A 21,703-nucleotide genomic window follows, 5' to 3' on the forward strand; every position below is an offset into this window, starting at 1 on the left:
TAACATGGGCAGCATGCATCCCGTACAGGTGATCGCGGTGACCGGCGGCAAAGGTGGCGTCGGCAAGACTAACGTGTCAGTGAACTTGTCTCTGGCGCTGGCAGAGCTTGGCCGTCGGGTCATGCTGCTGGACGCCGACCTGGGGCTGGCGAACGTCGACGTTCTGCTGGGGCTGACCCCCAAACGCACGCTGGCCGATGTCATCGAAGGCCGCTGCGAACTGCGCGACGTGCTGTTGCAGGGCCCCGGCGGGATCCGCATCGTGCCGGCCGCTTCCGGCACCCAAAGCATGGTGCACCTGAGCCCGGCGCAACATGCCGGTCTGATTCAGGCGTTCAGCGACATCGGCGACAATCTCGATGTACTGGTGATCGACACCGCTGCGGGCATTGGTGACTCGGTAGTCAGTTTCGTGCGCGCGGCGCAGGAAGTGTTGCTGGTGGTCTGCGACGAGCCGACCTCGATCACCGACGCCTACGCGCTGATCAAACTGCTCAATCGCGACTACGGCATGAACCGCTTCCGCGTCCTCGCCAACATGGCGCAGAGCCCGCAGGAAGGGCGCAATCTGTTCGCCAAGTTGACCAAGGTCACGGATCGCTTTCTCGACGTCGCCTTACAATACGTCGGCGCGGTGCCGTACGACGAAAGCGTGCGCAAGGCCGTGCAGAAGCAGCGAGCAGTCTATGAAGCCTTTCCGCGTTCCAAGTGCGCGCTGGCGTTCAAGGCGATCGCGCAGAAGGTCGATACCTGGCCGCTGCCTGCCAACCCGCGTGGGCACCTTGAGTTTTTCGTCGAGCGCCTCGTGCAGCAAACGGCAGGGCCAGTGTTATGACCGCCAGCGGTATGAACTACTACAAGAAATCGGCACGTGACGCGCAGTACGAGTTGATCGAGCGTTACGCGCCACTGGTCAAGCGCATTGCCTATCACTTGCTGGCGCGCTTGCCGGCGAGTGTGCAGGTCGAAGACCTGATTCAGGCCGGGATGATCGGCCTGCTCGAAGTCTCGACCAAATATGACGCCAGCAAAGGCGCCAGTTTCGAAACGTACGCGGGCATCCGGATCCGCGGCGCGATGCTCGATGAAGTGCGCAAAGGGGATTGGGCACCTCGCTCGGTTCACCGCAACACCCGTATGGTCAGCGACGCAATTCGCTCAATTGAAGCTAAAACCGGCCGTGATGCTAAAGATCACGAGGTTGCGGCCGAACTCCAATTGAGTCTCGATGATTACTACGGGATTTTGAATGACACCCTGGGCAGCCGGCTGTTCAGTTTCGACGACCTGCTGCAGGACGGCGAACACGAAGGGCTGCACGAGGATGGCGCCAGTGCTCATCTTGAGCCGTCACGCGATCTGGAAGATGAACGCTTCCAGGCTGCGCTGGCGGACGCGATTGCCAATTTGCCGGAGCGTGAGCGACTGGTGTTGGCGCTGTACTACGACGAAGAACTGAACCTCAAGGAAATCGGTGAAGTCCTTGGCGTCAGTGAATCGCGGGTCAGCCAGTTACACAGCCAGTGCGCGGCCCGTTTGCGGGGGCGTTTGGGGGAGTGGCGAGCGCGCTGAAGGCAGTGTGGGGACACTGCGAACGAGGCTGGTGCGGTGATGAACGGCACCGGTCTTGCTCTGTTGTGCTCCAGACAGTCATCGAGTGCTTTGCCGGATTGATTGAAATGGCGCGTCCAGGTGCTGGGCGCGTTTAAGACTGCTTGGAGGTCGAATTGGACAAGAACATGAAAATCCTCATCGTTGATGACTTCTCAACGATGCGGCGGATCATCAAGAACCTGCTGCGTGATCTGGGGTTCACCAACACCGTCGAGGCCGACGATGGCACCACTGCCATTCCGGTGCTCAACAGCGGAAGCATCGACTTTCTGGTAACGGACTGGAACATGCCGGGCATGACCGGTATCGACCTGCTGCGCCACGTGCGTGCCGATGAAAAACTCAAGCACCTGCCCGTGCTGATGGTGACTGCCGAAGCCAAGCGCGAGCAGATCATCGAAGCGGCCCAGGCCGGCGTCAACGGCTACGTGGTCAAACCTTTCACGGCTCAGGCGCTGAAAGAAAAAATCGAGAAGATTTTCGAACGCATCGGCTGATGAACGCGCGGGGGAGCTATGGAGCATAACGAATCTTCACAGGGCGATTTCGAATCGACCCTGAAAAAACACGCGGTCGAACTGGTCGAGAGCCTTGAAAAAGGCAGGTTCGGCGACGCTGTGCAACTGATCCATGAGCTCAATCAGACCCGTGACCGTGGCCTGTATCAGGAAGTGGGCAAGCTCACACGCGAACTGCACAGTGCGATCGTCAACTTCCAGATCGATCCGCACATGCCGCAGGCCGAGGAAGTGTCGCAAATCACCGACGCCACCGAACGCCTGGGCTATGTGGTCAAGCTGACCGAAGCCGCGGCCAACCGCACCATGGATCTGGTGGAAAGCGCGACCCCGGTGGTCAATGGCCTGGCTGAAGAAGCCCAGGCGCTGAGCACCGATTGGGGCCGCTTCATGCGTCGTGAAGTCGGGGCTGAAGAGTTCCGCGAACTGGCGCGCCGGGTCGACGGTTTTCTGTCACGCAGCAGCACGGACAACCGTGCGGTGTCGAGCAACCTGAACGACATCCTGCTGGCTCAGGATTACCAGGACCTCACCGGTCAAGTGATCAAGCGTGTGACCCAGCTGGTCACCGAAGTCGAAAGCAATTTGCTCAAACTCGTCCTCATGGCCAGTCAGGTTGACCGCTTTGCGGGCATCGAACACGACCGTGCCGCGATGCTTGCAGAAAAAGATCCACAAAAACATCTCTCGCAGGGTGAAGGTCCGCAGATTCATGCCGATAAACGAGAAGACGTTGTGTCCGGTCAGGACGATGTGGACGATTTGTTATCCAGCCTCGGATTCTAGAGTTTTGGAATTTTAGGTTTTTTGGGTTTTTAGACCTGTAGGAGCACCCCATTAATGAGCTTCGGCGCCGATGAAGAGATCCTTCAGGATTTCCTGGTTGAGGCCGGCGAGATTCTTGAGCAACTGTCCGAGCAACTGGTCGAGCTGGAAAGCCGCCCGGATGACGCAGATCTGCTCAACGCAATTTTTCGCGGTTTCCACACTGTAAAAGGGGGCGCCGGCTTCCTTCAGCTCAACGAGCTGGTGGAGTGCTGTCACATCGCCGAAAACGTGTTCGACATCCTGCGCAAGGGTGAACGTCGCGTTGATGCAGAACTGATGGACGTGGTGCTTGAAGCATTGGACGCGGTGAACAGCATGTTCAGCGAAGTCCGTGAACGTGCACCGATCACGGCCGCCACTCCGGAACTGCTGGCCGCGCTGGCGCGTCTGGCCGAACCGCAATCGGCCGACGAAGCCCCGGCTTCGCCGGTGGCCGAGATGATCGAAGAGCTGGTCGTCGAAGGCGATTCGAACGATTCGGGCGACATCACCGATAACGAATTTGAACAGCTGCTGGATTCGCTGAACGCCGTCAAGGCCGAAGCCGAAGCCCCGGCCGCTGCTGCGCCTGCGCCGGCTGCCGATGCGGCCGCCAGCGATGAAATCACCGACGCCGAATTCGAGTCGTTGCTCGATCAACTGCACGGCAAAGGCCAGTTCGCGCCAGACGCCGTCGCACCGACTGCGGCTGCTCCAGCGGCACCGGCGGCGGGTGACAGCTCGGACATCACCGACGACGAATTTGAAGCACTGCTCGATCAGTTGCACGGCAAGGGCAACTTCGCCGTCGAAGCACTGGAATCGGCTATTGCTGCGGCACCGGCGGCGCCTGCCGCACCGGCGGCCGCCGCTGCCGGCAGCGATCTGATCAGCGATCACGAGTTCGAATCGCTGCTCGACGAATTGCACGGCAAAGGCAAGTTCACTGACGTTGGCGCCGCTGCTGCGGGCACCGCGTCGACCGTGGCTGCGCCTGCCGCCAAGGCTGCCGCTCCGGCTGCTGCGCCAAAAGCGGCACCCAAGCCTGAACCGAAAGCCGAAACGCCGAAACCGGCTGCCGCTGCTGCACCGGCTCCGGCCCGTGCGCCCGCTGCACCGCCGCCGGAAAAACCGGCCAGCGAAGCCGAGACCACCGTGCGGGTCGATACCGCGCGTCTCGACGAAATCATGAACATGGTCGGCGAACTGGTGCTGGTGCGTAACCGCCTGGTGCGCCTGGGTCTCAACAGCGGCGACGAAGCGATGTCCAAGGCCGTGTCGAACCTCGACGTGGTCACGGCGGACTTGCAGACCGCGGTGATGAAGACCCGGATGCAGCCGATCAAGAAGGTCTTCGGGCGCTTCCCGCGTCTGGTTCGTGACCTGGCGCGTCAGCTCAAGAAAGAGATCAACCTGGAACTGGTGGGTGAAGAAACCGACCTCGACAAAAACCTTGTCGAGGCCTTGGCCGACCCGCTGGTCCACTTGGTGCGCAACGCGGTCGACCATGGCATTGAGTCGCCGGAAGAACGCGAAGCTTCGGGCAAGGCCCGTGGCGGTCGCGTGGTACTGGCGGCCGAGCAGGAAGGCGACCACATCCTGTTGTCGATCTCCGACGACGGCAAGGGCATGGACCCGAACGTCCTGCGTTCGATCGCGGTAAAACGCGGTGTGATGGACAAGGACGCGGCCGATCGCCTGAGCGATACCGAGTGCTACAACCTGATCTTCGCCCCGGGTTTCTCGACCAAGACCGAGATCTCCGACGTGTCCGGCCGTGGTGTCGGCATGGACGTGGTGAAGACCAAGATTTCCCAGCTCAACGGTTCGATCAACATCTACTCGACCAAGGGCCAGGGCTCGAAGATCGTCATCAAGGTGCCGCTGACACTGGCAATCATGCCGACCCTGATGGTGATGCTCGGCAATCAGGCGTTTGCGTTCCCGCTGGTCAACGTCAACGAAATCTTCCACCTCGACCTGTCGACCACCAACGTGGTGGATGGCCAGGAAGTGGTGATCGTGCGGGACAAGGCGCTGCCATTGTTCTACCTCAAGCGCTGGCTGGTCAGCTCCGCCGCTCACGAAGAGCAGCGTGAAGGCCATGTGGTGATCCTGTCGGTGGGCACCCAGCGGATCGGCTTCGTCGTCGATCAACTGGTCGGCCAGGAAGAAGTGGTCATCAAGCCATTGGGCAAAATGCTGCAGGGCACTCCGGGCATGTCCGGCGCCACCATCACCGGTGACGGCCGCATCGCGCTGATCCTCGATGTTCCAAGCATGCTCAAGCGTTACGCGACGAAGCGTATTTGAATCCGGGGCAGCGGGGCGATGACGTCCCGCTGCACCTAATGGAGTGTTTATGGCAGTCAAAGTCCTGGTGGTGGACGATTCGGGTTTTTTCCGCCGCCGCGTCTCGGAAATTCTTTCAGCGGATCCGAGCATCCAGGTGGTCGGCACGGCCACCAACGGTAAAGAGGCGATCGATCAGGCCCTGGCCCTCAAGCCGGACGTGATCACCATGGACTACGAGATGCCGATGATGGATGGCATCACGGCCGTGCGGCACATCATGCAACGCTGCCCGACCCCGGTGTTGATGTTCTCCTCGCTGACCCACGAAGGCGCCCGGGTGACCCTGGATGCGCTGGACGCTGGCGCGGTGGATTTCCTGCCGAAGAATTTCGAAGACATCTCGCGTAACCCGGAGAAGGTCAAACAACTGCTGTGCGAGAAGGTCCATAGCATCTCGCGCAGCAATCGTCGTTTCAGTGCCTACAGTGCGCCGGCTCCGGCCGCTGCACCGACGCCTGCGCCAGCCCCGGCGGCTTCGAGTTTCAGCAGCCACAGCACTGCTGCTCCGACGCGTCCGGCGCCGGCTCCAGCACCTGCTCGCGCGCCAGCCGCCAGCGCGTCGTCGCCGGCTCCGAAACGCAAAGCCTACAAACTGGTTGCCATCGGTACCTCCACGGGCGGTCCGGTTGCGCTGCAACGGGTGCTGACTCAGTTGCCGGCAAACTTCCCGGCGCCGATCGTGCTGATCCAGCACATGCCGGCGGCGTTCACCAAGGCCTTTGCCGAGCGTCTGGACAAGCTGTGCCGCATCAGCGTCAAGGAAGCCGAGGATGGCGACATCCTGCGTCCGGGCCTGGCGCTGCTGGCCCCGGGTGGCAAGCAGATGATGATTGACGGCCGTGGCGCGGTGAAAATCCTGCCGGGCGACGAGCGTCTGAACTACAAGCCGTGCGTGGACATTACCTTCGGTTCGGCGGCCAAGTCCTACGGCGACAAAGTTCTGGCGGTGGTCCTCACCGGCATGGGCGCCGACGGCCGTGAAGGCGCGCGTCTGCTCAAGCAGGGCGGCAGCTCGGTATGGGCCCAAGACGAAGCAAGCTGCGTGATCTACGGCATGCCGATGGCCATCGTCAAAGCCGATCTGGCTGACGCGGTCTACGGCCTGGACGACATCGGCAAGCACATTGTCGAGGCGTGTATCTGATGGATGTTTTAAGCCTTATCGGGATTATCCTGGCGTTCGTCGCCATCATCGGCGGCAACTTCCTTGAAGGCGGTCACCTCGGCGCGCTGGCCAACGGCCCGGCGGCGCTGATTGTTCTCGGGGGCACCATCGGTGCAGCGCTGCTGCAATCGCCGATGAGCGCCTTCAAGCGCGCCATGCAGATTCTCGCCTGGATCCTGTTTCCGCCACGGGTGGATCTGGCTGGCGGCATCGACCGCGTGGTCAACTGGAGCCTCACCGCGCGCAAGGAAGGCCTGCTCGGCCTGGAAGGCGTCGCCGATGCTGAACCCGACAACTACTCGCGCAAGGGCCTGCAACTGCTGGTCGACGGCGCCGAGCCGGAAGCGATCCGCAGCATCCTCGAAGTGGACTTCTACACCCAGGAAGCCCGCGACATCGAAGCGGCCAAAGTTTTCGAAAGCATGGGCGGCTACGCGCCGACCATCGGCATCATCGGTGCGGTGATGGGCCTGATCCATGTGATGGGCAACCTCGCTGATCCGACGCAATTGGGCAGCGGTATTGCCGTGGCATTCGTCGCGACCATCTACGGCGTGGCCAGTGCCAACCTGGTGTTGCTGCCGGTGGCGGCCAAGCTCAAGTCAATCGCGTTGCGGCAGTCGCGTTATCGCGAAATGTTGTTGGAAGGTATTTTGTCGATCGCCGAAGGTGAAAACCCTCGCTCTATCGAGCTGAAGCTTCAGGGCTTCATGGATTGATGGGGGTAATGGACTATGGCTCGCCGCAGGCATCAGGAAGAACACGTTAATCACGAGCGCTGGCTTGTGTCCTACGCGGATTTCATCACGCTGTTGTTCGCGTTCTTTGTGGTGATGTATTCCATCTCGTCGATCAACGAAGGCAAATACAAAGTCATTTCCGAAGCGCTGATCGGGGTTTTCACCGACTCCGATCGTTCGCTCAAGCCGATTCCGATTGGTGAGGAACGACCGAAAACCGTGACCCCGGCCAAGCCGCTGGTCAAGGACAGCGAGCAGGTCGATGCCGGTATCGCCGGGGCCAGCGATCCGCTGAAAAGCATTGCCGATGACATCAGTGCCGCGTTCGGCGACCTGATTGCTTCCAACCAGATGACCGTGCGCGGCAATGAGTTGTGGGTCGAGATCGAACTCAACTCCAGCCTGTTGTTCGGCAGTGGCGACGCGATGCCGAGCGACATCGCCTTCAACATCATCGACAAGGTCGCGGCGATCCTCAAACCGTTCGACAACCCGATCCACGTCGAAGGTTTCACCGACGATCAGCCGATCCGCACCGCGCAATACCCGACCAACTGGGAACTGTCCTCGGCGCGTTCGGCGAGCATCGTGCGCATGCTGGCGATGCAGGGCGTGAACCCCGGGCGTCTGGCCTCGGTGGGTTACGGTGAGTTTCAGCCGGTAGCCAATAACGCCACCGCCGAAGGCCGGGCGAAAAACCGTCGCGTGGTGCTGGTGGTGTCGCGCAACCTCGATGTGCGCCGCAGTCTGACGGGGACCGGAACCGCCAATGCGCAACCGGACGCGGCATTGAAGCGTGCTGGCACACAAACTGCACCGACCCCGGTCAAGACGCCGGGACGCGAGAGTGCCGTCAATTCTCCGTCGCCCGCATTAATACGCTGAGCCATGTCTCGGTCGAGGATCTCGGCCGGGAGGAACGAACCGAATGAGAGTCTGGGCAGTCGCCAATCAAAAGGGTGGTGTCGGTAAAACCACATCTTCCATCGCTTTAGCCGGGTTGCTGGCGGAGGCGGGCAAGCGCGTGGTTGTGGTCGATCTCGACCCGCACGGCTCGATGACCAGCTATTTCGGCTACGACCCCGACAGCCTGGAACACAGCAACTACGACCTGTTTCTGCACAAGGGCAGCGTGCCGCAGGGTTTGCCCGGGCAGTTGCTGTTGTCGACCAGCGACGAACGCATTTCTCTGTTGCCGTCGAGTACCGCACTGGCCACCCTCGAGCGCCAGTCGCCGGGGCAAAGCGGTCTGGGCCTGGTGATCGCCAAGAGTCTGGCGCAACTGTGGCAGGACTTCGATTACGCGATCATCGACAGCCCGCCGTTGCTCGGCGTGCTGATGGTCAACGCCCTGGCCGCGAGCCAACAACTGGTGATCCCGGTGCAGACCGAGCACCTGGCCGTCAAAGGCCTGGAGCGCATGGTCAACACCCTGGCGATGATCAACCGCTCGCGCAAACAGGCGCTGCCGTTCAGCATCGTGCCAACCCTGTTCGACCGCCGCACCCAGGCGTCGCTGGGCACCTTGCGCGTGCTGCGCGACAAATTCCCCGACGAAATCTGGCAGGGTTACATCCCGGTCGATACCCGTTTGCGCGACGCCAGCCGGGCCGGGGTCACGCCTTCGCAATTTGACGGCAAGAGTCGTGGTGTGCTGGCGTACCGCGCCTTGCTCAAGCACCTGCTGGCGCAACAACTTGTTCCGCAGGTGGCTTGAGCATGATCTCTCTTCGTGTAGGAGCTGCCGCAGGCTGTGATCTTTTGATCTTGCTTTGTGGTGCTTCTGAAAAGATCAAAAGATCGCAGCGTTCCGCAGCTCCTACAGGGGGGGGCGTATGAATCGGCCGCTGAAGTTGACGTCGAAGCCGCAACTGGCGCTGCAGTCCTATCTGGACAGCTTGCTGCAGGATGTTCCTGACGAGTTGCCGCCACTCGAGGCGCCGGTCGAGGTGATCGAAAGCTCTGAGGCGCTGGACGAGTTCCAGGCCGCGGTACTGGAAGAGCAAGCGCGTGATGCGCAGAAAGCCGCCAAACCTGCCGCCCCGGTTGTCGCGCCTGTCGCCGCACCGATCGCCAAGGCGCCGGTGGCGCTGATCGAACAAGCCGAGCCGCCGCGCGCGCCGGTTTCGACGCTCGCCCCGCTGCTGCAAACCCAATTGCTGAAAACCGCGCCGGAACCGGTTGTGACCGAACCTGCGCCGGTTGCGCCGGCACCCGTCGAGCAGACGCGGGTGCCGCCGGTGGTGGAAGTTCACCTGCCACCGAGCAATACGCCGCCCCCGGTGGACACCGATGGCCGTCCGGCCTGGGCTGCCGAAGCGTTCGAGTGCCTGTTGTTCGATGTCGCCGGGCTGACGCTGGCGGTGCCGCTGGTGTGCCTGGGCTCGATCTATTCGCTGGCCGGCCACGAGTTGACGCCGCTGTTCGGGCAGCCGGAATGGTTCCTCGGGATTCTGCCGAGCCAGGCCGGCAATCTGAAAGTCTTGGACACCGCGCGTTGGGTCATGCCGGATCGCTATCGCGATGACTTCCGTCAGGGCCTGCAGTACGTGATTTCGGTACAAGGTTACGAATGGGGCCTGGCGGTGCATCAGGTCAGCCGTTCGTTGCGTCTGGATCCGAATGAAATCAAATGGAGAAGTCACCGGGGTCAGCGGCCATGGCTCGCCGGCACGGTGATAGAGCACATGTGTGCATTACTTGATGTAGCCGCGCTGGCCGAGTTGATCGCCAGCGGCGGGGCAAAGCACATGGGCGGCCACAAGCCGCTACATAAATCGACATAGCAGCCGACATAACAATCAGGCGATGGCATTTTTCAATGCCTCCACACAGAACACACACCGCCCAGTGCGGTTTTTTCGAGGGGTCAGGGTATGAGTAGTCAGGCGACGAATGCAAAAGGTTCTGAAGATCCGATCCTGCAATGGGTGACCTTCAAGCTGGACAACGAAACCTACGGCATCAACGTGATGCGCGTGCAGGAAGTCCTGCGGTACACCGAAATCGCTCCGGTACCGGGTGCGCCAAGCTACGTGCTGGGCATCATCAACCTGCGCGGTAACGTGGTCACCGTGATCGACACCCGTCAGCGCTTCGGCCTGAACAGTGGCGAGATCAGCGACAACACCCGTATCGTCATCATCGAAGCCGACAAGCAAGTGGTCGGGATCATGGTCGACAGCGTGGCCGAAGTGGTTTACCTGCGTCAGTCGGAAATCGAGACCGCGCCGAACGTCGGCAACGAAGAGTCGGCCAAGTTCATCCAGGGCGTGTGCAACAAGAACAACGAGTTGCTGATCCTGGTCGAGCTGGACAAGATGATGAGCGAAGAAGAATGGTCGGAACTGGAGAGCATCTGATTGATTCTCGAAGTTGCGGTCATTGTCGTGTTTCTGTTCTGGGCAGGCACGCTGGCAATGTTTCTGGCGTACATCAAGGCCCAGCGGGTGATCGCGGCGCAACAGGCTCAGGGCGATGCGCTGCGTGATCAGCGCATCAAGGACCTGGCCAAGCGCGTCGACGACTACCAGAACGGCAACGTGCGCATGGGCGAAGCCCTGCACGAGCTGCGCTCGGTCGTTGGTCCGTTGCCGGACAAGATTGTGGCGCTGGAACAGCGCGACCCGTCGAGCCTGTCGTTCGCCCAGGCGGCGAAACTGGTGGGCATGGGCGCGAGTGTCGATGAGCTGACTCAGTCCTGTGGCTTGACCCAGGCTGAGGCGGAGTTGATGCGCAAGCTACACAGAAGCTGAAGCTGAAGATCAAAAGATCGCAGCCTGCGGCAGCTCCTGCATTGGAACGCGTTTCCCTGTAGAAGCTGCCGAAGGCTGCGATCTTTTGCTTTCAAGGCTCAATAATCATCCCCGCGTGCGGTGATATCCTTCTCGACCATCGGCGCATCCGGGTCGTGCCCCTCGGGGAATTTCCCCTTCAGATTCCACGCAAACGCGATGATCTCGGCGATCGTGCGGTACAGCTCTTCGGGGATGCTGTCGCCCAGCTCCATTCGCGCCAACAGCCGCACCAGCTCGGCGTTTTCATAGATCGGCACTTCACAGTCGCGGGCAATGCGCAGGATTTCTTCGGCCAGTTCCTCGTCGCCCTTGGCGGTGAGGGTCGGGGCGTGGTTGCCGTCGTATTTGAGGGCGATGGCCTGACGTGGAGCAGTGGAATCGTTCATGCGGTTTCGTCGACCCAGCGGTGTTCGAGGCGGGTTTGATTGCCTTGCGGCGGGGTGCCGAGGTGGCAGTCGAGATCACCGACGTTCAGCCCGCGATCAAGCAGGCGCTGGCGCAGCGCGAACAGGTTGGTTTCGATCAGGTCGGCGGTGTATGGGCGTTCGGCCCAGAGCTGACTCGACAGGCTGCCGTCAATCAGCTGCGCCTGAATCTGCATCGGCCCCAACGGCTCCATGTCGAACGCCAGATCGACGCGCCACAGTTGTTGTCTGGGTTCGCGCTCGTCGCGGCGTTCGTTGGGTTGCGGTTCTCTTTCCGGCGCTTCTTCGCGCTGGAACTTGACCTGCAACGGCACGATGTCCTGCAGGTTACGCATGGGGATTTCCAGCTGCCAGGTGCTGAGCAGGCGGCCGTCATCGGTGACCCCGGTCTGTTCCAGACTCGACAACTGATGGCTTTGCAGGCGCGACACGGCGGCGGCGGCGAGGCGCAGCAGATGTTCCAGATCGCCTTCGCCGTCCAGGCTTTGCAGCAGGCGGTCGGGCAGCGGGAAACTGCTCGGCACGGGTTTGGCGCTGACCTGACCCAGGGTGCCGAGGGCGTTGCGCACGAAACTCGGTAGCGCTTGCGCCAAGGTGTTGGCGGCGATGATCGCGTTGAAACTGGCATTGCCTGGCACACCCGGCGACAGCTGCGCGATCAGCTTGAGCAGGTCGGCCTTCATGTCCGGGGCCAGCGCCGGATTCTGTCCGCTGAGCAATTTAGCTTCGAGGAAGGCACCGCTGTTGGCCAGGGCCAGGGCCACGCCTTTGGCGCTGCTCATCTGCTGTACATCGGGCAGATTGGCAAGCAGGCGCACGACGGCAGCGCGCAGATCCTGCGAGGTCTGATCGTCGTCGGCCGGCAAGTTCTGCAAGGCGTTGAGCAAACCGTCCAGCGAGCCTTGGCGACTCTGCTGGCCGAGCAGTTGCTGGCTCACCGCCAATTGCTCCTGGCGGCTGCTCAGCGGCACGAACTTGAGGGTTTGCGAATCCTCGACCAGTGCCGAGAGCAGGGTGCCGATGCGCAGCGGCGTCGGGCTGTCGATGTCCAGCGTGGCGCCACGTTGCGCGGTGTTGAGCAGACTGACCAGCGAGCGGTACACCGTCGGCTGCCCCGGCACTTGCGGCAGTGTCTGCGATGTCAGCACCTTGCCTTGCAGCAGTGTGCCGACCGGCAACTGCGCGGTATCGATGCGGGTGAGGGCGGCGACGCTGCTGGCAATCGCCTGTTGCACGGTGATCGCCAGATTGCCCGCCGATGGCTGAGTAACCGCCAGGTTGGTGCCGGTCGGCAACGGCAGGTTGCTGCTGGCTTGCACGGTGGTCTGGCGGCCGCCGTCGACGGTCACCTTGAGCAGCAGTTGGAAAGTCTGATCCGCCTGCTTGAGTGACAACACCTCGGCCTGAGCGCTTTGCCCGGCACCGATCAAGCCTTCGACCGGGGTCAGCAGCTTGAGCAACTCACCGCTCATCACCAGCGGGCGCGTGTTCGCCGGGGTGGTGGGCGGAAGCGGGAGGATGTTCATTTCGCCTGTCATACGCGGACACAACCTGAGGAAATTGCGCTCTTGGGAGTAAGGCACGCCATGTATAATGCCGCGCGTCTTGCGCTTCGTTCAGAAAACATAGCAATTGTTTGATCCAGCTCTCTGGTTCGCACCGTCATTGCATTTATCCTGCATCTCTTTAACGGCCGCGCCAGAGCCGACTTGAACCGTATAAGGCCCGTGATCCCTTGACCAGTCCTGTCCTGCAAACCGTTGCCCTTGCCTGCGAGCGAGACCTGCGGCTGCTCTTCGAAAATCTCGAATTAAGACTGGCCAGTGGCGATATGGTGCAGATCAGCGGCCCCAACGGCAGCGGCAAGACCAGCCTGCTGCGCCTGTTGTCCGGGCTGATGCAGCCGACCAGTGGTCAGGTGCTGCTCAACGGTCAGCCTTTGACCGCACAACCGAGCGAACTGGCGCGCAACCTGTTGTGGATCGGCCACGCCGCCGGGATCAAAGACCTGCTGACCCCGGAAGAGAACCTGTCCTGGCTCTGCGCCCTGCATCGACCCGCCGCGCGCGAGGCGATCTGGCAAGCATTGGCTGCCGTAGGATTGCGCGGTTTCGAAGATGTTCCCTGTCACACCCTGTCCGCCGGTCAGCAACGCCGCGTGGCACTGGCGCGGCTGTATCTGGACAGCCCGCCGCTGTGGATTCTCGACGAGCCGTTCACTGCGCTCGACAAACAGGGCGTGGCGCAACTTGAAGAGCACCTGGCCGGGCACTGTGAACGCGGCGGTCTGGTGGTGCTGACCACGCACCACACGCTGAGCCGGATGCCGGCCGGTTATCGCGATATCGATCTGGGGAACTGGGCAGTATGAGTGTGTTCGGCCTACTGGTTGCCCGTGAGTCCCGCCTGCTGTTTCGCCGCCCGGCAGAACTGGCCAATCCGCTGATTTTCTTCGCCATCGTCATCGCATTGTTCCCGCTGGCCGTCGGCCCGGAAACTCAAGTCTTGCAAAACCTGTCCCCGGGGTTAGTCTGGGTGGCCGCGCTGTTGTCGGTCCTGCTGTCGCTGGACGGATTGTTTCGCAGTGATTTCGAAGATGGCTCCCTGGAACAGTGGGTCCTTTCGCCGCACCCGCTGCCCCTACTGGTGCTGGCCAAGGTGCTGGCACACTGGCTGTTCTCGGGACTGGCACTGGTTCTGCTCTCGCCGTTGCTGGCGTTGATGCTCGGTTTGCCGGTCGCCTGCCTGCCGGTGTTGCTGTTGTCGTTACTGCTGGGTACCCCGGTGCTGAGCTTGCTCGGCGCGGTGGGCGCGGCGCTGACGGTCGGTCTGAAACGCGGCGGCCTGTTGCTGGCGTTGCTGATTCTGCCGTTGTACATCCCGGTGTTGATCCTTGGCAGTGGTGCCTTGCAGGCCGCCTTGCAAGGCATGCCGGCGACCGGGTATCTGCTGTGGCTGGGTAGCCTGACTGCCCTGGCGATCACCCTGACACCTTTTGCAATAGCGGCTGGCCTGAAGATCAGCGTCGGCGAATAATGAGGTCTGGTTAAAATTTAACCAGCAAAGACCCTGAGACCGCTCACATCGATGAGCGGCACCGTGATGGAAACAGTATGAACTGGACCTGGTTTCACAAGCTCGGCTCGCCCAAGTGGTTCTACGGCATCAGCAGCAAGTTCCTGCCGTGGTTGAGCATCGCAGCGTTGCTGCTGATCAGCATTGGCGTGGTCTGGGGCCTGGCCTTCGCGCCGCCGGACTATCAGCAGGGCAACAGCTTTCGCATCATCTATATTCACGTGCCGGCGGCGATGCTCGCGCAGTCGATTTACGTGATGCTGGCGGTGTGCGGCGTGGTCGGCCTGGTATGGAAGATGAAACTGGCCGACGTCGCCCTGCAATGCGCCGCGCCGATCGGCGCGTGGATGACCGCCGTGGCGCTGGTCACCGGGGCGATCTGGGGCAAGCCGACCTGGGGCTCGTGGTGGGTCTGGGATGCGCGGCTGACGTCGATGCTGATTCTGCTGTTCCTGTATTTCGGGATTATTGCGCTGGGCAACGCCATCAGCAATCGCGACAGCGCCGCCAAGGCCTGCGCGGTGCTGGCGATTGTCGGAGTGATCAACATTCCGATCATCAAGTACTCGGTGGAGTGGTGGAACACCCTGCACCAGGGCGCGACCTTCACCCTCACGGAAAAACCGGCGATGCCCGCTGAAATGTGGCTGCCGCTGTTGCTGACGGTGCTGGGGTTCTACTGCTTCTTCGGTGCCGTGCTGTTGCTGCGCATGCGCCTTGAAGTGCTCAAGCGCGAAGCGCGCGCCAGTTGGGTGAAAGAAGAAGTGCAGAACAGCCTGGAGGCCGTGCGATGAGTTTCGCTTCATTTGGCGACTTCCTCGCCATGGGCCACCACGGCCTGTATGTCTGGTCGGCCTACGGCATCTGTCTGGCGGTGCTGATCCTCAACGTGGTCGCACCGATTGCGGCCCGCAAGCGCTATCTGCAACAAGAGGCGCGTCGTCTGCGCCGGGAGAACGGCAAGTGAATCCGCTGCGCAAAAAACGTCTGACCCTCATTCTGGCGATTCTGGTCGGGGTCGGCGCTGCCGTCGGCCTGGCCCTCAGCGCCCTGCAGGAAAACATCAACCTGTTTTACACGCCGACCCAGATTGCCAACGGCGAAGCGCCCCACGACACGCGCATCCGCGCCGGCGGCATGGTCGAGAAGGGCTCGCTGCAACGTTCGCCGGACTCGCTGGACGTCAAATTCGTCGTCACCGACTTCAACAAAGCCGTGACTATCACCTACCGCGGGATCCTCCCGGATCTGTTCCGCGAAGGGCAGGGCATCGTCGCCCTGGGCAAACTCAACGCCGACGGCGTGGTGGTGGCCGATGAAGTGCTGGCCAAGCACGACGAGAAGTACATGCCGCCGGAAGTGACCAAAGCGCTGAAAGACAGTGGTCAATCGGCACCGACCCCAGCGAAGGAGGGTTGATTGATGACGTCTGCACTGTTTATTCCCGAACTCGGCCATCTGGCGATGATTCTGGCGCTGTGTTTCGCGCTGGTGCAGGCCGTGGTGCCGCTGCTCGGTGCGTGGCGCGGCGACCGTCTGTGGATGGGCCTGGCCCAGCCGGCGGCGTGGGGGCAGTTCGCGTTCCTGCTGTTTGCCTTCGGTTGCCTGACCTACGCATTCATGACCGACGATTTTTCGGTCGGCTACGTGGCCATGAACTCCAACAGCGCCTTGCCGTGGTACTACAAGTTCAGCGCGGTGTGGGGCGCCCACGAAGGGTCGCTGCTGCTGTGGGCGTTGATCCTCGGTGGCTGGACCTTCGCCGTATCGGTGTTTTCCCGGCAGTTGCCGCAAGTCATGCTCGCTCGCGTGCTGGCGGTAATGGGCATGATCAGCACCGGTTTCCTCTTGTTTCTGATCCTCACCTCCAACCCGTTTTCGCGGATCCTGCCGCAGATTCCGGCCGACGGTCGTGACCTCAATCCGCTGCTGCAAGACATCGGCCTGATCGTGCATCCGCCGATGCTTTATATGGGGTATGTGGGTTTCTCGGTAGCGTTTGCCTTCGCCATCGCCGCACTGCTCGGTGGTCGTCTCGACGCCGCGTGGGCACGCTGGTCGCGGCCGTGGACGATTGTCGCCTGGGCTTTCCTCGGCATCGGCATCACCCTCGGTTCGTGGTGGGCCTACTACGAACTCGGCTGGGGCGGCTGGTGGTTCTGGGACCCGGTGGAAAACGCCTCGTTCATGCCCTGGCTGGTCGGCACCGCGTTGATCCACTCGCTGGCCGTCACGGAAAAACGTGGGGTGTTCAAGAGCTGGACGGTGTTGCTGGCGATTGCCGCATTTTCGTTGAGCCTGCTCGGTACATTCCTCGTGCGTTCCGGCGTGCTGACCTCGGTGCACGCGTTTGCTTCCGACCCTGAGCGCGGCGTGTTCATCCTGATCTTCCTGCTGTTCGTGGTCGGTGGTTCGCTGACGCTGTTTGCGTTGCGCGCGCCAGTGGTCAAGAGCCAGGTCGGCTTCAACCTGTGGTCGCGGGAAACCCTGCTGCTGGGCAACAATCTGGTGCTGGTGGTGGCGGCGTCGATGATCCTGCTCGGCACCCTGTATCCGCTGATTCTCGATGCCTTGAGCGGCGCCAAGCTGTCGGTCGGCCCGCCTTACTTCAATGCGCTGTTCATCCCGCTGATGGCGTTGCTGATGCTGGTGATGGCGGTCGGCGTGATCGTGCGCTGGAAAGACACGCCGGTGAAGTGGCTGGCGAACATGCTGACCCCGGTGCTGCTGGGCAGCGTTGCACTGGCCGTGGTGGCCGGTGTCGCCTACGGCGATTTCAACTGGGCGGTGATCGCGACGTTCCTGCTTGCTGCGTGGGTGCTGCTCGCCGGTGTGCGCGACATCTTCGACAAGACTCGCCACAAGGGCCTGATCAAAGGCCTGCCAACCTTGACCCGCAGCTACTGGGGCATGCAGATCGCGCACCTGGGCATCGCCGTGTGCGCCCTCGGTGTGGTGCTGTCGAGCCAGAACAGTGCCGAACGCGACCTGCGTCTGGCGCCGGGCGAGTCGATGGACCTGGCCGGTTATCACTTTATCTTCGAAGGCGCCAAGCACTTCGAGGGGCCGAACTTCACCTCCGACAAGGGCACCATCCGGGTGATCCGCGACGGCAAGGAAGTCAGCGTGCTGCACCCGGAAAAACGTCTGTACACCGTGCAGAGTTCGATGATGACCGAGGCCGGGATCGACGCCGGTTTCACTCGCGATCTCTATGTCGCCCTGGGCGAGCCGCTGGAAAACGGCGCGTGGGCGGTGCGGGTTCACGTCAAACCGTTCGTGCGCTGGATCTGGTTCGGCGGTCTGCTGACCGGTCTGGGCGGATTGCTGGCGGCGCTGGATCGGCGTTATCGAGTCAAGGTCAAAGCCAAGGTGCGTGAAGCCCTCGGCCTGCAAGGAGCGGCTGCATGAGACGTTGGTTGATGCTGGTACCCCTGGCGATTTTCCTGCTGGTGGCGGTGTTTCTTTATCGCGGTCTGTACCTCGATCCGGCGGAACTGCCGTCGGCGATGATCAACAAGCCCTTCCCGGAATTCAGCCTGCCGAATGTGCAGGGCGACAAGACCCTGACCAAGGCCGACATCCTCGGCAAACCGGCACTGGTCAACGTCTGGGGCACCTGGTGCATTTCCTGCCGGGTCGAGCACCCGGTACTGAACAAACTGGCCGAGCGCGGCGTGGTGATCTACGGCATCAACTACAAGGACACCAACGCCGATGCGTTGAAGTGGCTGGCCGAATTCCACAACCCGTACCTGCTGGACATCCGTGACGACGAAGGTTCGCTGGGTCTGAACCTCGGCGTGTACGGCGCGCCGGAAACTTTCTTCATCGACGCCAAGGGCATCATCCGCGACAAGTACGTCGGGGTGATCGACGAACAGGTCTGGCGCGAAAAACTCGCAGCCAAATACCAGGCACTGGTCGATGAGGCCAAGCCATGAAGCGTTTTATGGCTGCCGTGGTCTTGGGTTTGAGTCTGGCTGGTGTGGCCCACGCCGCGATTGACACCTACGAGTTCGCCAAGGAAGGCGATCGCGAGCGTTTCCGCGAGTTGACCAAGGAACTGCGCTGTCCCAAGTGCCAGAACCAGGACATCGCCGACTCCAACGCACCGATTGCCGCCGACCTGCGCAAAGAGATTTTCCGCATGCTCGGCGAGGGCAAGGACAATCAGCAGATCATCGATTTCATGGTTGATCGCTACGGTGATTTCGTCCGCTACAAACCGGCGCTCAACGCCAAGACTGCACTGCTGTGGTTCGGCCCGGCCGGGCTGCTGCTTGGCGGTCTGGTGGTGATTGTCCTGATCGTGCGCCGTCGTCGCGGTCAGCGCGCCGAAACCCCGTCATCGCTGTCCACCGAAGAACGTCAGCGCCTCGACCAACTGTTGGATAAAAACCAAGAATGATTGATTTCTGGCTTGCCGCAGGGCTGTTGCTTCTGGTCGCCCTGAGTTTTCTGCTGATCCCGGTTTTGCGTGGCCGTCGCGCCCAGCGTGAAGAGGATCGGACTGCTCTGAACGTCGCGCTGTATCAGGAACGCGTCGCCGAGCTGCAAGCGCAGCAGGCCGAAGGCGTGCTCGATGCGGCGCAAATGGACAGCGGTCGTGCGGAAGCGGCGCGTGAACTGCTCGCCGATACCGAGGGCGTTGCCGCACCGCGTGTGTCGAAACTGGGCAAGCCTTTGCCGTTGTTGGCAGCGGTGCTGGTGCCGGTGTTGGGCCTGGGGCTGTACCTGCATTTCGGTGCTGCGGACAAGGTCGAGCTGACCCGCGAGTTCGCCCAGGCGCCGCAGTCGATGGAAGAGATGACCCGGCGTCTGGAACGAGCCGTCGCCGCGCAACCGGATTCGGCGGAAGGTCTGTACTTCCTCGGTCGCACCTACATGGCCCAGGATCGCCCGGCGGACGCGGCGAAGATGTTCGAACGCGCCGCCAACCTTGCCGGTCGCCAGCCGGAGCTGCTCGGTCAGTGGGCACAGGCGCAGTATTTTGCCGACGGTAAAAAATGGTCGGACAAGCTCCAGGCCCTGACCGACGAAGCGCTGAAAGCCGACCCGAAAGAAGTCACCAGCCTCGGCCTGCTCGGCATCGCCGCGTTCGAAGGCGAGCGTTATCAGCAAGCCATCGACTATTGGAATCGCCTGCTGGCGCAATTGCCAGAGGACGACAAGTCCCGCGAAGCCCTGCAGGGCGGCATCAACCGCGCCACCGAACGGCTTGAAGCCAGCGGCGGCAAGGTCGCCGCCGCACCGGCTGCCAAGGTTGCCGCGCTGCTCAAGGTGCGCGTCGATCTGGCCAGCGAACTCAAAGGCAAGGTGCAACCGGGCGACAGCGTGTTCATCTTCGCCCGCGCCGTTTCAGGCCCACCGGCACCGTTGGCGGCCAAGCGTCTGACCGTGGCGGACCTGCCGGTGACCGTCGAACTGGGCGATGCCGACGCGATGATGCCGCAGTTGAAACTGTCGAACTTTCCTGAAGTCCAACTGGTTGCGCGCATCTCCCGCGCCGGTCAACCGACCGCCGGGGAGTGGGTGGGTCGCAGCGGCCCGCTGGCCAGCAGCACCACCGCGCCGCAAACACTGACCATTGACAGCCCGGACCAATAACCCCGGAACCCACAGGAAAGCACCGCCATGCACAGCCTCGCCCGCATCACCGTCATTACATTGGCCTTGAGCATGAGCGCATGTGCGGTGCACCGACCGGAACCGACCACCAACCTGCCACCCATCCCGCCGTCACAACCGAGCCCGACCCCGTCGACCTCGCCGGCACCCGGAAAAAGCATCCCGGCCAAACCGTCCAAGCCAGTCCCGCGCACCTCAGCCAGTTTCGCCCCGCCACCGGGCGGCAACAGCCACTGGGACCAGAAGCTCGGCGTCTACGTCCTCGACGATCAGCCCAACACCTTCTACCGCCAGCGCACGTACTTCCGCTGGAACAACGGCTGGACCCGCTCGATCAGCCCCAACGGCCCGTGGGAAGACACCGACATCCACGGCGTGCCGCCGGGGTTGGGCAAACAGTTCGGGCAGTGATGAGCACGCGGCGATCTTTGGATCGCCGTTTGTTTGTCTGGTGTTCCAAAACGAGTATTCAGAGCATCGCACGGTAGGCGCTTAGCGCCCGAACTGACTCGACCAATCCCTGGCGCCGCAAAAGGTCAAGGAACGGCTCGATCTCCATTGGCGGAAATTTCAGTTGTTGGCGCTGTCGTTGCGCCGCCGCGATAACAGCTGCCGGATCAAGGTGAAACAGGTTCTCGACAAACTCATCTGGGTGTTGGGCCTCGACGCCATAGGGGGCGAGGCAGGTATCGGGAAAATCTTTCAGGTTGAATGTCACGATCACCCCAGCGCCGCAGCGTATGGCTGCAGCCAATACATGGCGGTCGTTGGGATCGGGCAGGGAAAGTCCGGTGATCAGCGCTTCATAGTCACAGACACAGGCATCGGGTATCGCACGATCCATAAGCTCGGACGTGCGATCCAGTTGCTCCATCGTCAGATCGGTTCGGTTCTTCAATAAATTGCGTTTCCATTCGCCGTGAATCTCCTGGGTCCATCGGGCTCGAAATCGCCCCGAAAGCGCGAGCCACATCAGCAAGTCTCTAAGCGGGGCGGGGTACAAAACACATGCATCGTATACAGCGGTGAAAGGGGAATGCCTCACTCGTATCCTGTCCTTAAAGCCTGTGCCTGCTCCGCGAGAAGCGCCATTGCCTGCTCGCTGGCGGTATCGCGCCGGGTTTTATAGTCCATCAAATCGGCGAAACGCACACGTCGGTGCTTGCCGGTTTTGTGGTAGGACAACTCGCCGCTTTCCAGCAGTTTTATCAGGTGCGGGCGTGAGACATTGAGCAGGTCGGCGGCCTCCTGAGTGGTCAGTTCGGCATGCACCGGTACGACTTTGACGGCGTTTCCTTCAGCCAGCTCCGCCAGAATATCCATCAGTAGCCGCAGTGCCGACGTCGGAAGCTCGACCTGATGCGCCTGGTTCTGTTCGTCGAAAATCTGGATGTGCTGTGTTTCGAATTGGGTCGCCAGATAGGCGGCGAGCGCGCGTTTGCCTTCGATGGCGGCTTTGACTTCGCGCTCCACCGGGAGGTTGAGAGAGGGGTGGAGGACAATCGACATAATGGATTCCAGCATTCTGAATAAGATGCCTGAACGTTATTCGAATTAAACGAAAACCGCAATAAAC

The 21,703-nt window shown here is 61.7% G+C and carries 26 protein-coding genes; 22 read left to right on the forward strand and 4 right to left on the reverse strand.

Features of this window, described 5'->3' with window-relative positions:
* Nucleotides 1–4: 4 nt before the first annotated feature.
* From fleN to GTQ41_RS08165, 12 genes are all read left to right on the forward strand, one after another.
* On the forward strand, nt 5–835 hold the full coding sequence (gene fleN, locus GTQ41_RS08110) for a flagellar synthesis regulator FleN (RefSeq protein WP_003222917.1): 831 nt from the start codon (nt 5–7) through the stop codon (nt 833–835).
* On the forward strand, nt 832–1,572 hold the full coding sequence (gene fliA, locus GTQ41_RS08115; protein ID WP_007920004.1) for an RNA polymerase sigma factor FliA: 741 nt from the start codon (nt 832–834) through the stop codon (nt 1,570–1,572). Before fleN ends, fliA begins: the two co-directional genes overlap by 4 nt.
* Before the next feature lie 167 nt (nt 1,573–1,739).
* On the forward strand, nt 1,740–2,111 hold the full coding sequence (locus GTQ41_RS08120; protein WP_003183998.1) for a chemotaxis response regulator CheY: 372 nt from the start codon (nt 1,740–1,742) through the stop codon (nt 2,109–2,111).
* An 18-nt stretch (nt 2,112–2,129) separates the two neighbouring features.
* On the forward strand, nt 2,130–2,918 hold the full coding sequence (locus GTQ41_RS08125) for a protein phosphatase CheZ (protein WP_027613919.1): 789 nt from the start codon (nt 2,130–2,132) through the stop codon (nt 2,916–2,918).
* Between the two features lie 54 nt (nt 2,919–2,972).
* On the forward strand, nt 2,973–5,252 hold the full coding sequence (locus GTQ41_RS08130) for a chemotaxis protein CheA (protein WP_047292568.1): 2,280 nt from the start codon (nt 2,973–2,975) through the stop codon (nt 5,250–5,252).
* Nucleotides 5,253–5,301: 49 nt separating this feature from the next.
* A complete protein-coding gene (locus GTQ41_RS08135) occupies nt 5,302–6,438 on the forward strand; it encodes a chemotaxis response regulator protein-glutamate methylesterase (RefSeq protein WP_041072948.1) in 1,137 nt (378 codons plus the stop codon).
* A complete protein-coding gene (locus tag GTQ41_RS08140; protein WP_007967839.1) occupies nt 6,438–7,178 on the forward strand; it encodes a flagellar motor protein in 741 nt (246 codons plus the stop codon). The genes GTQ41_RS08135 and GTQ41_RS08140 overlap by 1 nt, the downstream gene beginning before the upstream one ends.
* Before the next feature lie 15 nt (nt 7,179–7,193).
* Entirely contained in the window at nt 7,194–8,084 is an 891-nt protein-coding gene (motD, locus tag GTQ41_RS08145; RefSeq protein WP_003222931.1) for a flagellar motor protein MotD, read from the forward strand.
* A gap of 43 nt (nt 8,085–8,127) precedes the next feature.
* Nucleotides 8,128–8,916, forward strand: a complete 789-nt coding sequence (locus GTQ41_RS08150; protein WP_047292570.1) for a ParA family protein — start codon at nt 8,128–8,130, stop codon at nt 8,914–8,916.
* Nucleotides 8,917–9,034: 118 nt separating this feature from the next.
* Nucleotides 9,035–9,985, forward strand: coding sequence for a CheW domain-containing protein (locus tag GTQ41_RS08155; RefSeq protein ID WP_047292572.1), 951 nt, complete (start codon nt 9,035–9,037; stop codon nt 9,983–9,985).
* 90 nt (nt 9,986–10,075) lie between these two features.
* Nucleotides 10,076–10,561, forward strand: a complete 486-nt coding sequence (locus GTQ41_RS08160; RefSeq protein ID WP_003222936.1) for a chemotaxis protein CheW — start codon at nt 10,076–10,078, stop codon at nt 10,559–10,561.
* Complete coding sequence (locus GTQ41_RS08165) at nt 10,562–10,954, forward strand: DUF2802 domain-containing protein (protein WP_047292574.1); 393 nt, start codon at nt 10,562–10,564, stop codon at nt 10,952–10,954.
* 98 nt (nt 10,955–11,052) lie between these two features.
* Here GTQ41_RS08165 and GTQ41_RS08170 read toward each other — a convergent pair whose 3' ends face one another.
* Both GTQ41_RS08170 and GTQ41_RS08175 read right to left on the reverse strand, forming a co-directional pair.
* Nucleotides 11,053–11,382 (reverse strand): EscU/YscU/HrcU family type III secretion system export apparatus switch protein, encoded by a 330-nt coding sequence (locus GTQ41_RS08170; protein ID WP_047292576.1) that lies wholly within the window; start codon nt 11,380–11,382, stop codon nt 11,053–11,055.
* Nucleotides 11,379–12,959 carry a flagellar hook-length control protein FliK gene (locus GTQ41_RS08175; protein WP_047292579.1) on the reverse strand — a complete coding sequence of 527 codons (1,581 nt, stop codon included), beginning with the start codon at nt 12,957–12,959 and terminating at the stop codon, nt 11,379–11,381. The genes GTQ41_RS08170 and GTQ41_RS08175 overlap by 4 nt, the downstream gene beginning before the upstream one ends.
* Nucleotides 12,960–13,156: 197 nt before the next feature.
* On the opposite strand from GTQ41_RS08175, the gene ccmA reads away from it, so the two are divergent.
* From ccmA to GTQ41_RS08225, 10 genes are all read left to right on the forward strand, one after another.
* Nucleotides 13,157–13,792: a cytochrome c biogenesis heme-transporting ATPase CcmA gene (gene ccmA / locus GTQ41_RS08180; RefSeq protein ID WP_047292581.1), complete on the forward strand. Its 636-nt coding sequence runs from the start codon at nt 13,157–13,159 to the stop codon at nt 13,790–13,792.
* Complete coding sequence (gene ccmB, locus GTQ41_RS08185; RefSeq protein ID WP_003222942.1) at nt 13,789–14,457, forward strand: heme exporter protein CcmB; 669 nt, start codon at nt 13,789–13,791, stop codon at nt 14,455–14,457. The genes ccmA and ccmB overlap by 4 nt, the downstream gene beginning before the upstream one ends.
* A 77-nt stretch (nt 14,458–14,534) precedes the next feature.
* Nucleotides 14,535–15,290 (forward strand): heme ABC transporter permease, encoded by a 756-nt coding sequence (locus tag GTQ41_RS08190; protein WP_047292583.1) that lies wholly within the window; start codon nt 14,535–14,537, stop codon nt 15,288–15,290.
* Nucleotides 15,287–15,463, forward strand: coding sequence for a heme exporter protein CcmD (ccmD, locus tag GTQ41_RS08195; RefSeq protein WP_003222944.1), 177 nt, complete (start codon nt 15,287–15,289; stop codon nt 15,461–15,463). The genes GTQ41_RS08190 and ccmD overlap by 4 nt, the downstream gene beginning before the upstream one ends.
* The gene (gene ccmE, locus GTQ41_RS08200; protein WP_041072935.1) at nt 15,460–15,915 is read left to right on the forward strand and encodes a cytochrome c maturation protein CcmE; all 456 of its coding nucleotides are present in this window, start codon (nt 15,460–15,462) and stop codon (nt 15,913–15,915) included. Before ccmD ends, ccmE begins: the two co-directional genes overlap by 4 nt.
* A 3-nt stretch (nt 15,916–15,918) precedes the next feature.
* Entirely contained in the window at nt 15,919–17,907 is a 1,989-nt protein-coding gene (locus GTQ41_RS08205) for a heme lyase CcmF/NrfE family subunit (protein ID WP_047292586.1), read from the forward strand.
* Nucleotides 17,904–18,440 (forward strand): DsbE family thiol:disulfide interchange protein, encoded by a 537-nt coding sequence (locus tag GTQ41_RS08210; protein WP_041072930.1) that lies wholly within the window; start codon nt 17,904–17,906, stop codon nt 18,438–18,440. The genes GTQ41_RS08205 and GTQ41_RS08210 overlap by 4 nt, the downstream gene beginning before the upstream one ends.
* Complete coding sequence (locus tag GTQ41_RS08215; protein ID WP_041072928.1) at nt 18,437–18,907, forward strand: cytochrome c-type biogenesis protein; 471 nt, start codon at nt 18,437–18,439, stop codon at nt 18,905–18,907. Before GTQ41_RS08210 ends, GTQ41_RS08215 begins: the two co-directional genes overlap by 4 nt.
* Entirely contained in the window at nt 18,904–20,106 is a 1,203-nt protein-coding gene (gene ccmI, locus GTQ41_RS08220) for a c-type cytochrome biogenesis protein CcmI (protein ID WP_047292588.1), read from the forward strand. Before GTQ41_RS08215 ends, ccmI begins: the two co-directional genes overlap by 4 nt.
* 27 nt (nt 20,107–20,133) lie before the next feature.
* Nucleotides 20,134–20,538, forward strand: coding sequence for a hypothetical protein (locus tag GTQ41_RS08225; RefSeq protein ID WP_047292591.1), 405 nt, complete (start codon nt 20,134–20,136; stop codon nt 20,536–20,538).
* A gap of 58 nt (nt 20,539–20,596) precedes the next feature.
* Here the strand turns inward: GTQ41_RS08225 and GTQ41_RS08230 are convergent, their stop codons facing one another.
* Nucleotides 20,597–21,172 carry a PIN domain-containing protein gene (locus GTQ41_RS08230; RefSeq protein WP_047292593.1) on the reverse strand — a complete coding sequence of 192 codons (576 nt, stop codon included), beginning with the start codon at nt 21,170–21,172 and terminating at the stop codon, nt 20,597–20,599.
* Nucleotides 21,169–21,636 (reverse strand): helix-turn-helix domain-containing protein, encoded by a 468-nt coding sequence (locus GTQ41_RS08235; RefSeq protein ID WP_047292596.1) that lies wholly within the window; start codon nt 21,634–21,636, stop codon nt 21,169–21,171. The genes GTQ41_RS08230 and GTQ41_RS08235 overlap by 4 nt, the downstream gene beginning before the upstream one ends.
* Nucleotides 21,637–21,703 lie beyond the last annotated feature (67 nt).

The organism is Pseudomonas sp. AN-B15 (assembly GCF_019056475.1).
Taxonomy (GTDB): domain Bacteria; phylum Pseudomonadota; class Gammaproteobacteria; order Pseudomonadales; family Pseudomonadaceae; genus Aquipseudomonas; species Aquipseudomonas parakoreensis.

What these genes read in the sequence shown, in the direction of transcription:
- GTQ41_RS08125 (WP_027613919.1), top strand. Translation starts at nt 2,130, where the DNA reads ATGGAGCATAACGAATCTTCACAGGGCGATTTCGAATCGACCCTGAAA.
- GTQ41_RS08235 (WP_047292596.1), bottom strand. Translation starts at nt 21,636, where the DNA reads ATGTCGATTGTCCTCCACCCCTCTCTCAACCTCCCGGTGGAGCGCGAA.
- GTQ41_RS08210 (WP_041072930.1), top strand. Translation starts at nt 17,904, where the DNA reads ATGAGACGTTGGTTGATGCTGGTACCCCTGGCGATTTTCCTGCTGGTG.
- ccmI (WP_047292588.1), top strand. Translation starts at nt 18,904, where the DNA reads ATGATTGATTTCTGGCTTGCCGCAGGGCTGTTGCTTCTGGTCGCCCTG.
- GTQ41_RS08140 (WP_007967839.1), top strand. Translation starts at nt 6,438, where the DNA reads ATGGATGTTTTAAGCCTTATCGGGATTATCCTGGCGTTCGTCGCCATC.
- GTQ41_RS08170 (WP_047292576.1), bottom strand. Translation starts at nt 11,382, where the DNA reads ATGAACGATTCCACTGCTCCACGTCAGGCCATCGCCCTCAAATACGAC.
- motD (WP_003222931.1), top strand. Translation starts at nt 7,194, where the DNA reads ATGGCTCGCCGCAGGCATCAGGAAGAACACGTTAATCACGAGCGCTGG.
- fliA (WP_007920004.1), top strand. Translation starts at nt 832, where the DNA reads ATGACCGCCAGCGGTATGAACTACTACAAGAAATCGGCACGTGACGCG.
- fleN (WP_003222917.1), top strand. Translation starts at nt 5, where the DNA reads ATGGGCAGCATGCATCCCGTACAGGTGATCGCGGTGACCGGCGGCAAA.
- GTQ41_RS08225 (WP_047292591.1), top strand. Translation starts at nt 20,134, where the DNA reads ATGCACAGCCTCGCCCGCATCACCGTCATTACATTGGCCTTGAGCATG.
- GTQ41_RS08130 (WP_047292568.1), top strand. Translation starts at nt 2,973, where the DNA reads ATGAGCTTCGGCGCCGATGAAGAGATCCTTCAGGATTTCCTGGTTGAG.
- ccmD (WP_003222944.1), top strand. Translation starts at nt 15,287, where the DNA reads ATGAGTTTCGCTTCATTTGGCGACTTCCTCGCCATGGGCCACCACGGC.
- GTQ41_RS08175 (WP_047292579.1), bottom strand. Translation starts at nt 12,959, where the DNA reads ATGACAGGCGAAATGAACATCCTCCCGCTTCCGCCCACCACCCCGGCG.
- GTQ41_RS08160 (WP_003222936.1), top strand. Translation starts at nt 10,076, where the DNA reads ATGAGTAGTCAGGCGACGAATGCAAAAGGTTCTGAAGATCCGATCCTG.
- GTQ41_RS08135 (WP_041072948.1), top strand. Translation starts at nt 5,302, where the DNA reads ATGGCAGTCAAAGTCCTGGTGGTGGACGATTCGGGTTTTTTCCGCCGC.
- GTQ41_RS08190 (WP_047292583.1), top strand. Translation starts at nt 14,535, where the DNA reads ATGAACTGGACCTGGTTTCACAAGCTCGGCTCGCCCAAGTGGTTCTAC.
- GTQ41_RS08150 (WP_047292570.1), top strand. Translation starts at nt 8,128, where the DNA reads ATGAGAGTCTGGGCAGTCGCCAATCAAAAGGGTGGTGTCGGTAAAACC.
- GTQ41_RS08155 (WP_047292572.1), top strand. Translation starts at nt 9,035, where the DNA reads ATGAATCGGCCGCTGAAGTTGACGTCGAAGCCGCAACTGGCGCTGCAG.
- ccmB (WP_003222942.1), top strand. Translation starts at nt 13,789, where the DNA reads ATGAGTGTGTTCGGCCTACTGGTTGCCCGTGAGTCCCGCCTGCTGTTT.
- GTQ41_RS08120 (WP_003183998.1), top strand. Translation starts at nt 1,740, where the DNA reads ATGAAAATCCTCATCGTTGATGACTTCTCAACGATGCGGCGGATCATC.
- GTQ41_RS08205 (WP_047292586.1), top strand. Translation starts at nt 15,919, where the DNA reads ATGACGTCTGCACTGTTTATTCCCGAACTCGGCCATCTGGCGATGATT.
- GTQ41_RS08215 (WP_041072928.1), top strand. Translation starts at nt 18,437, where the DNA reads ATGAAGCGTTTTATGGCTGCCGTGGTCTTGGGTTTGAGTCTGGCTGGT.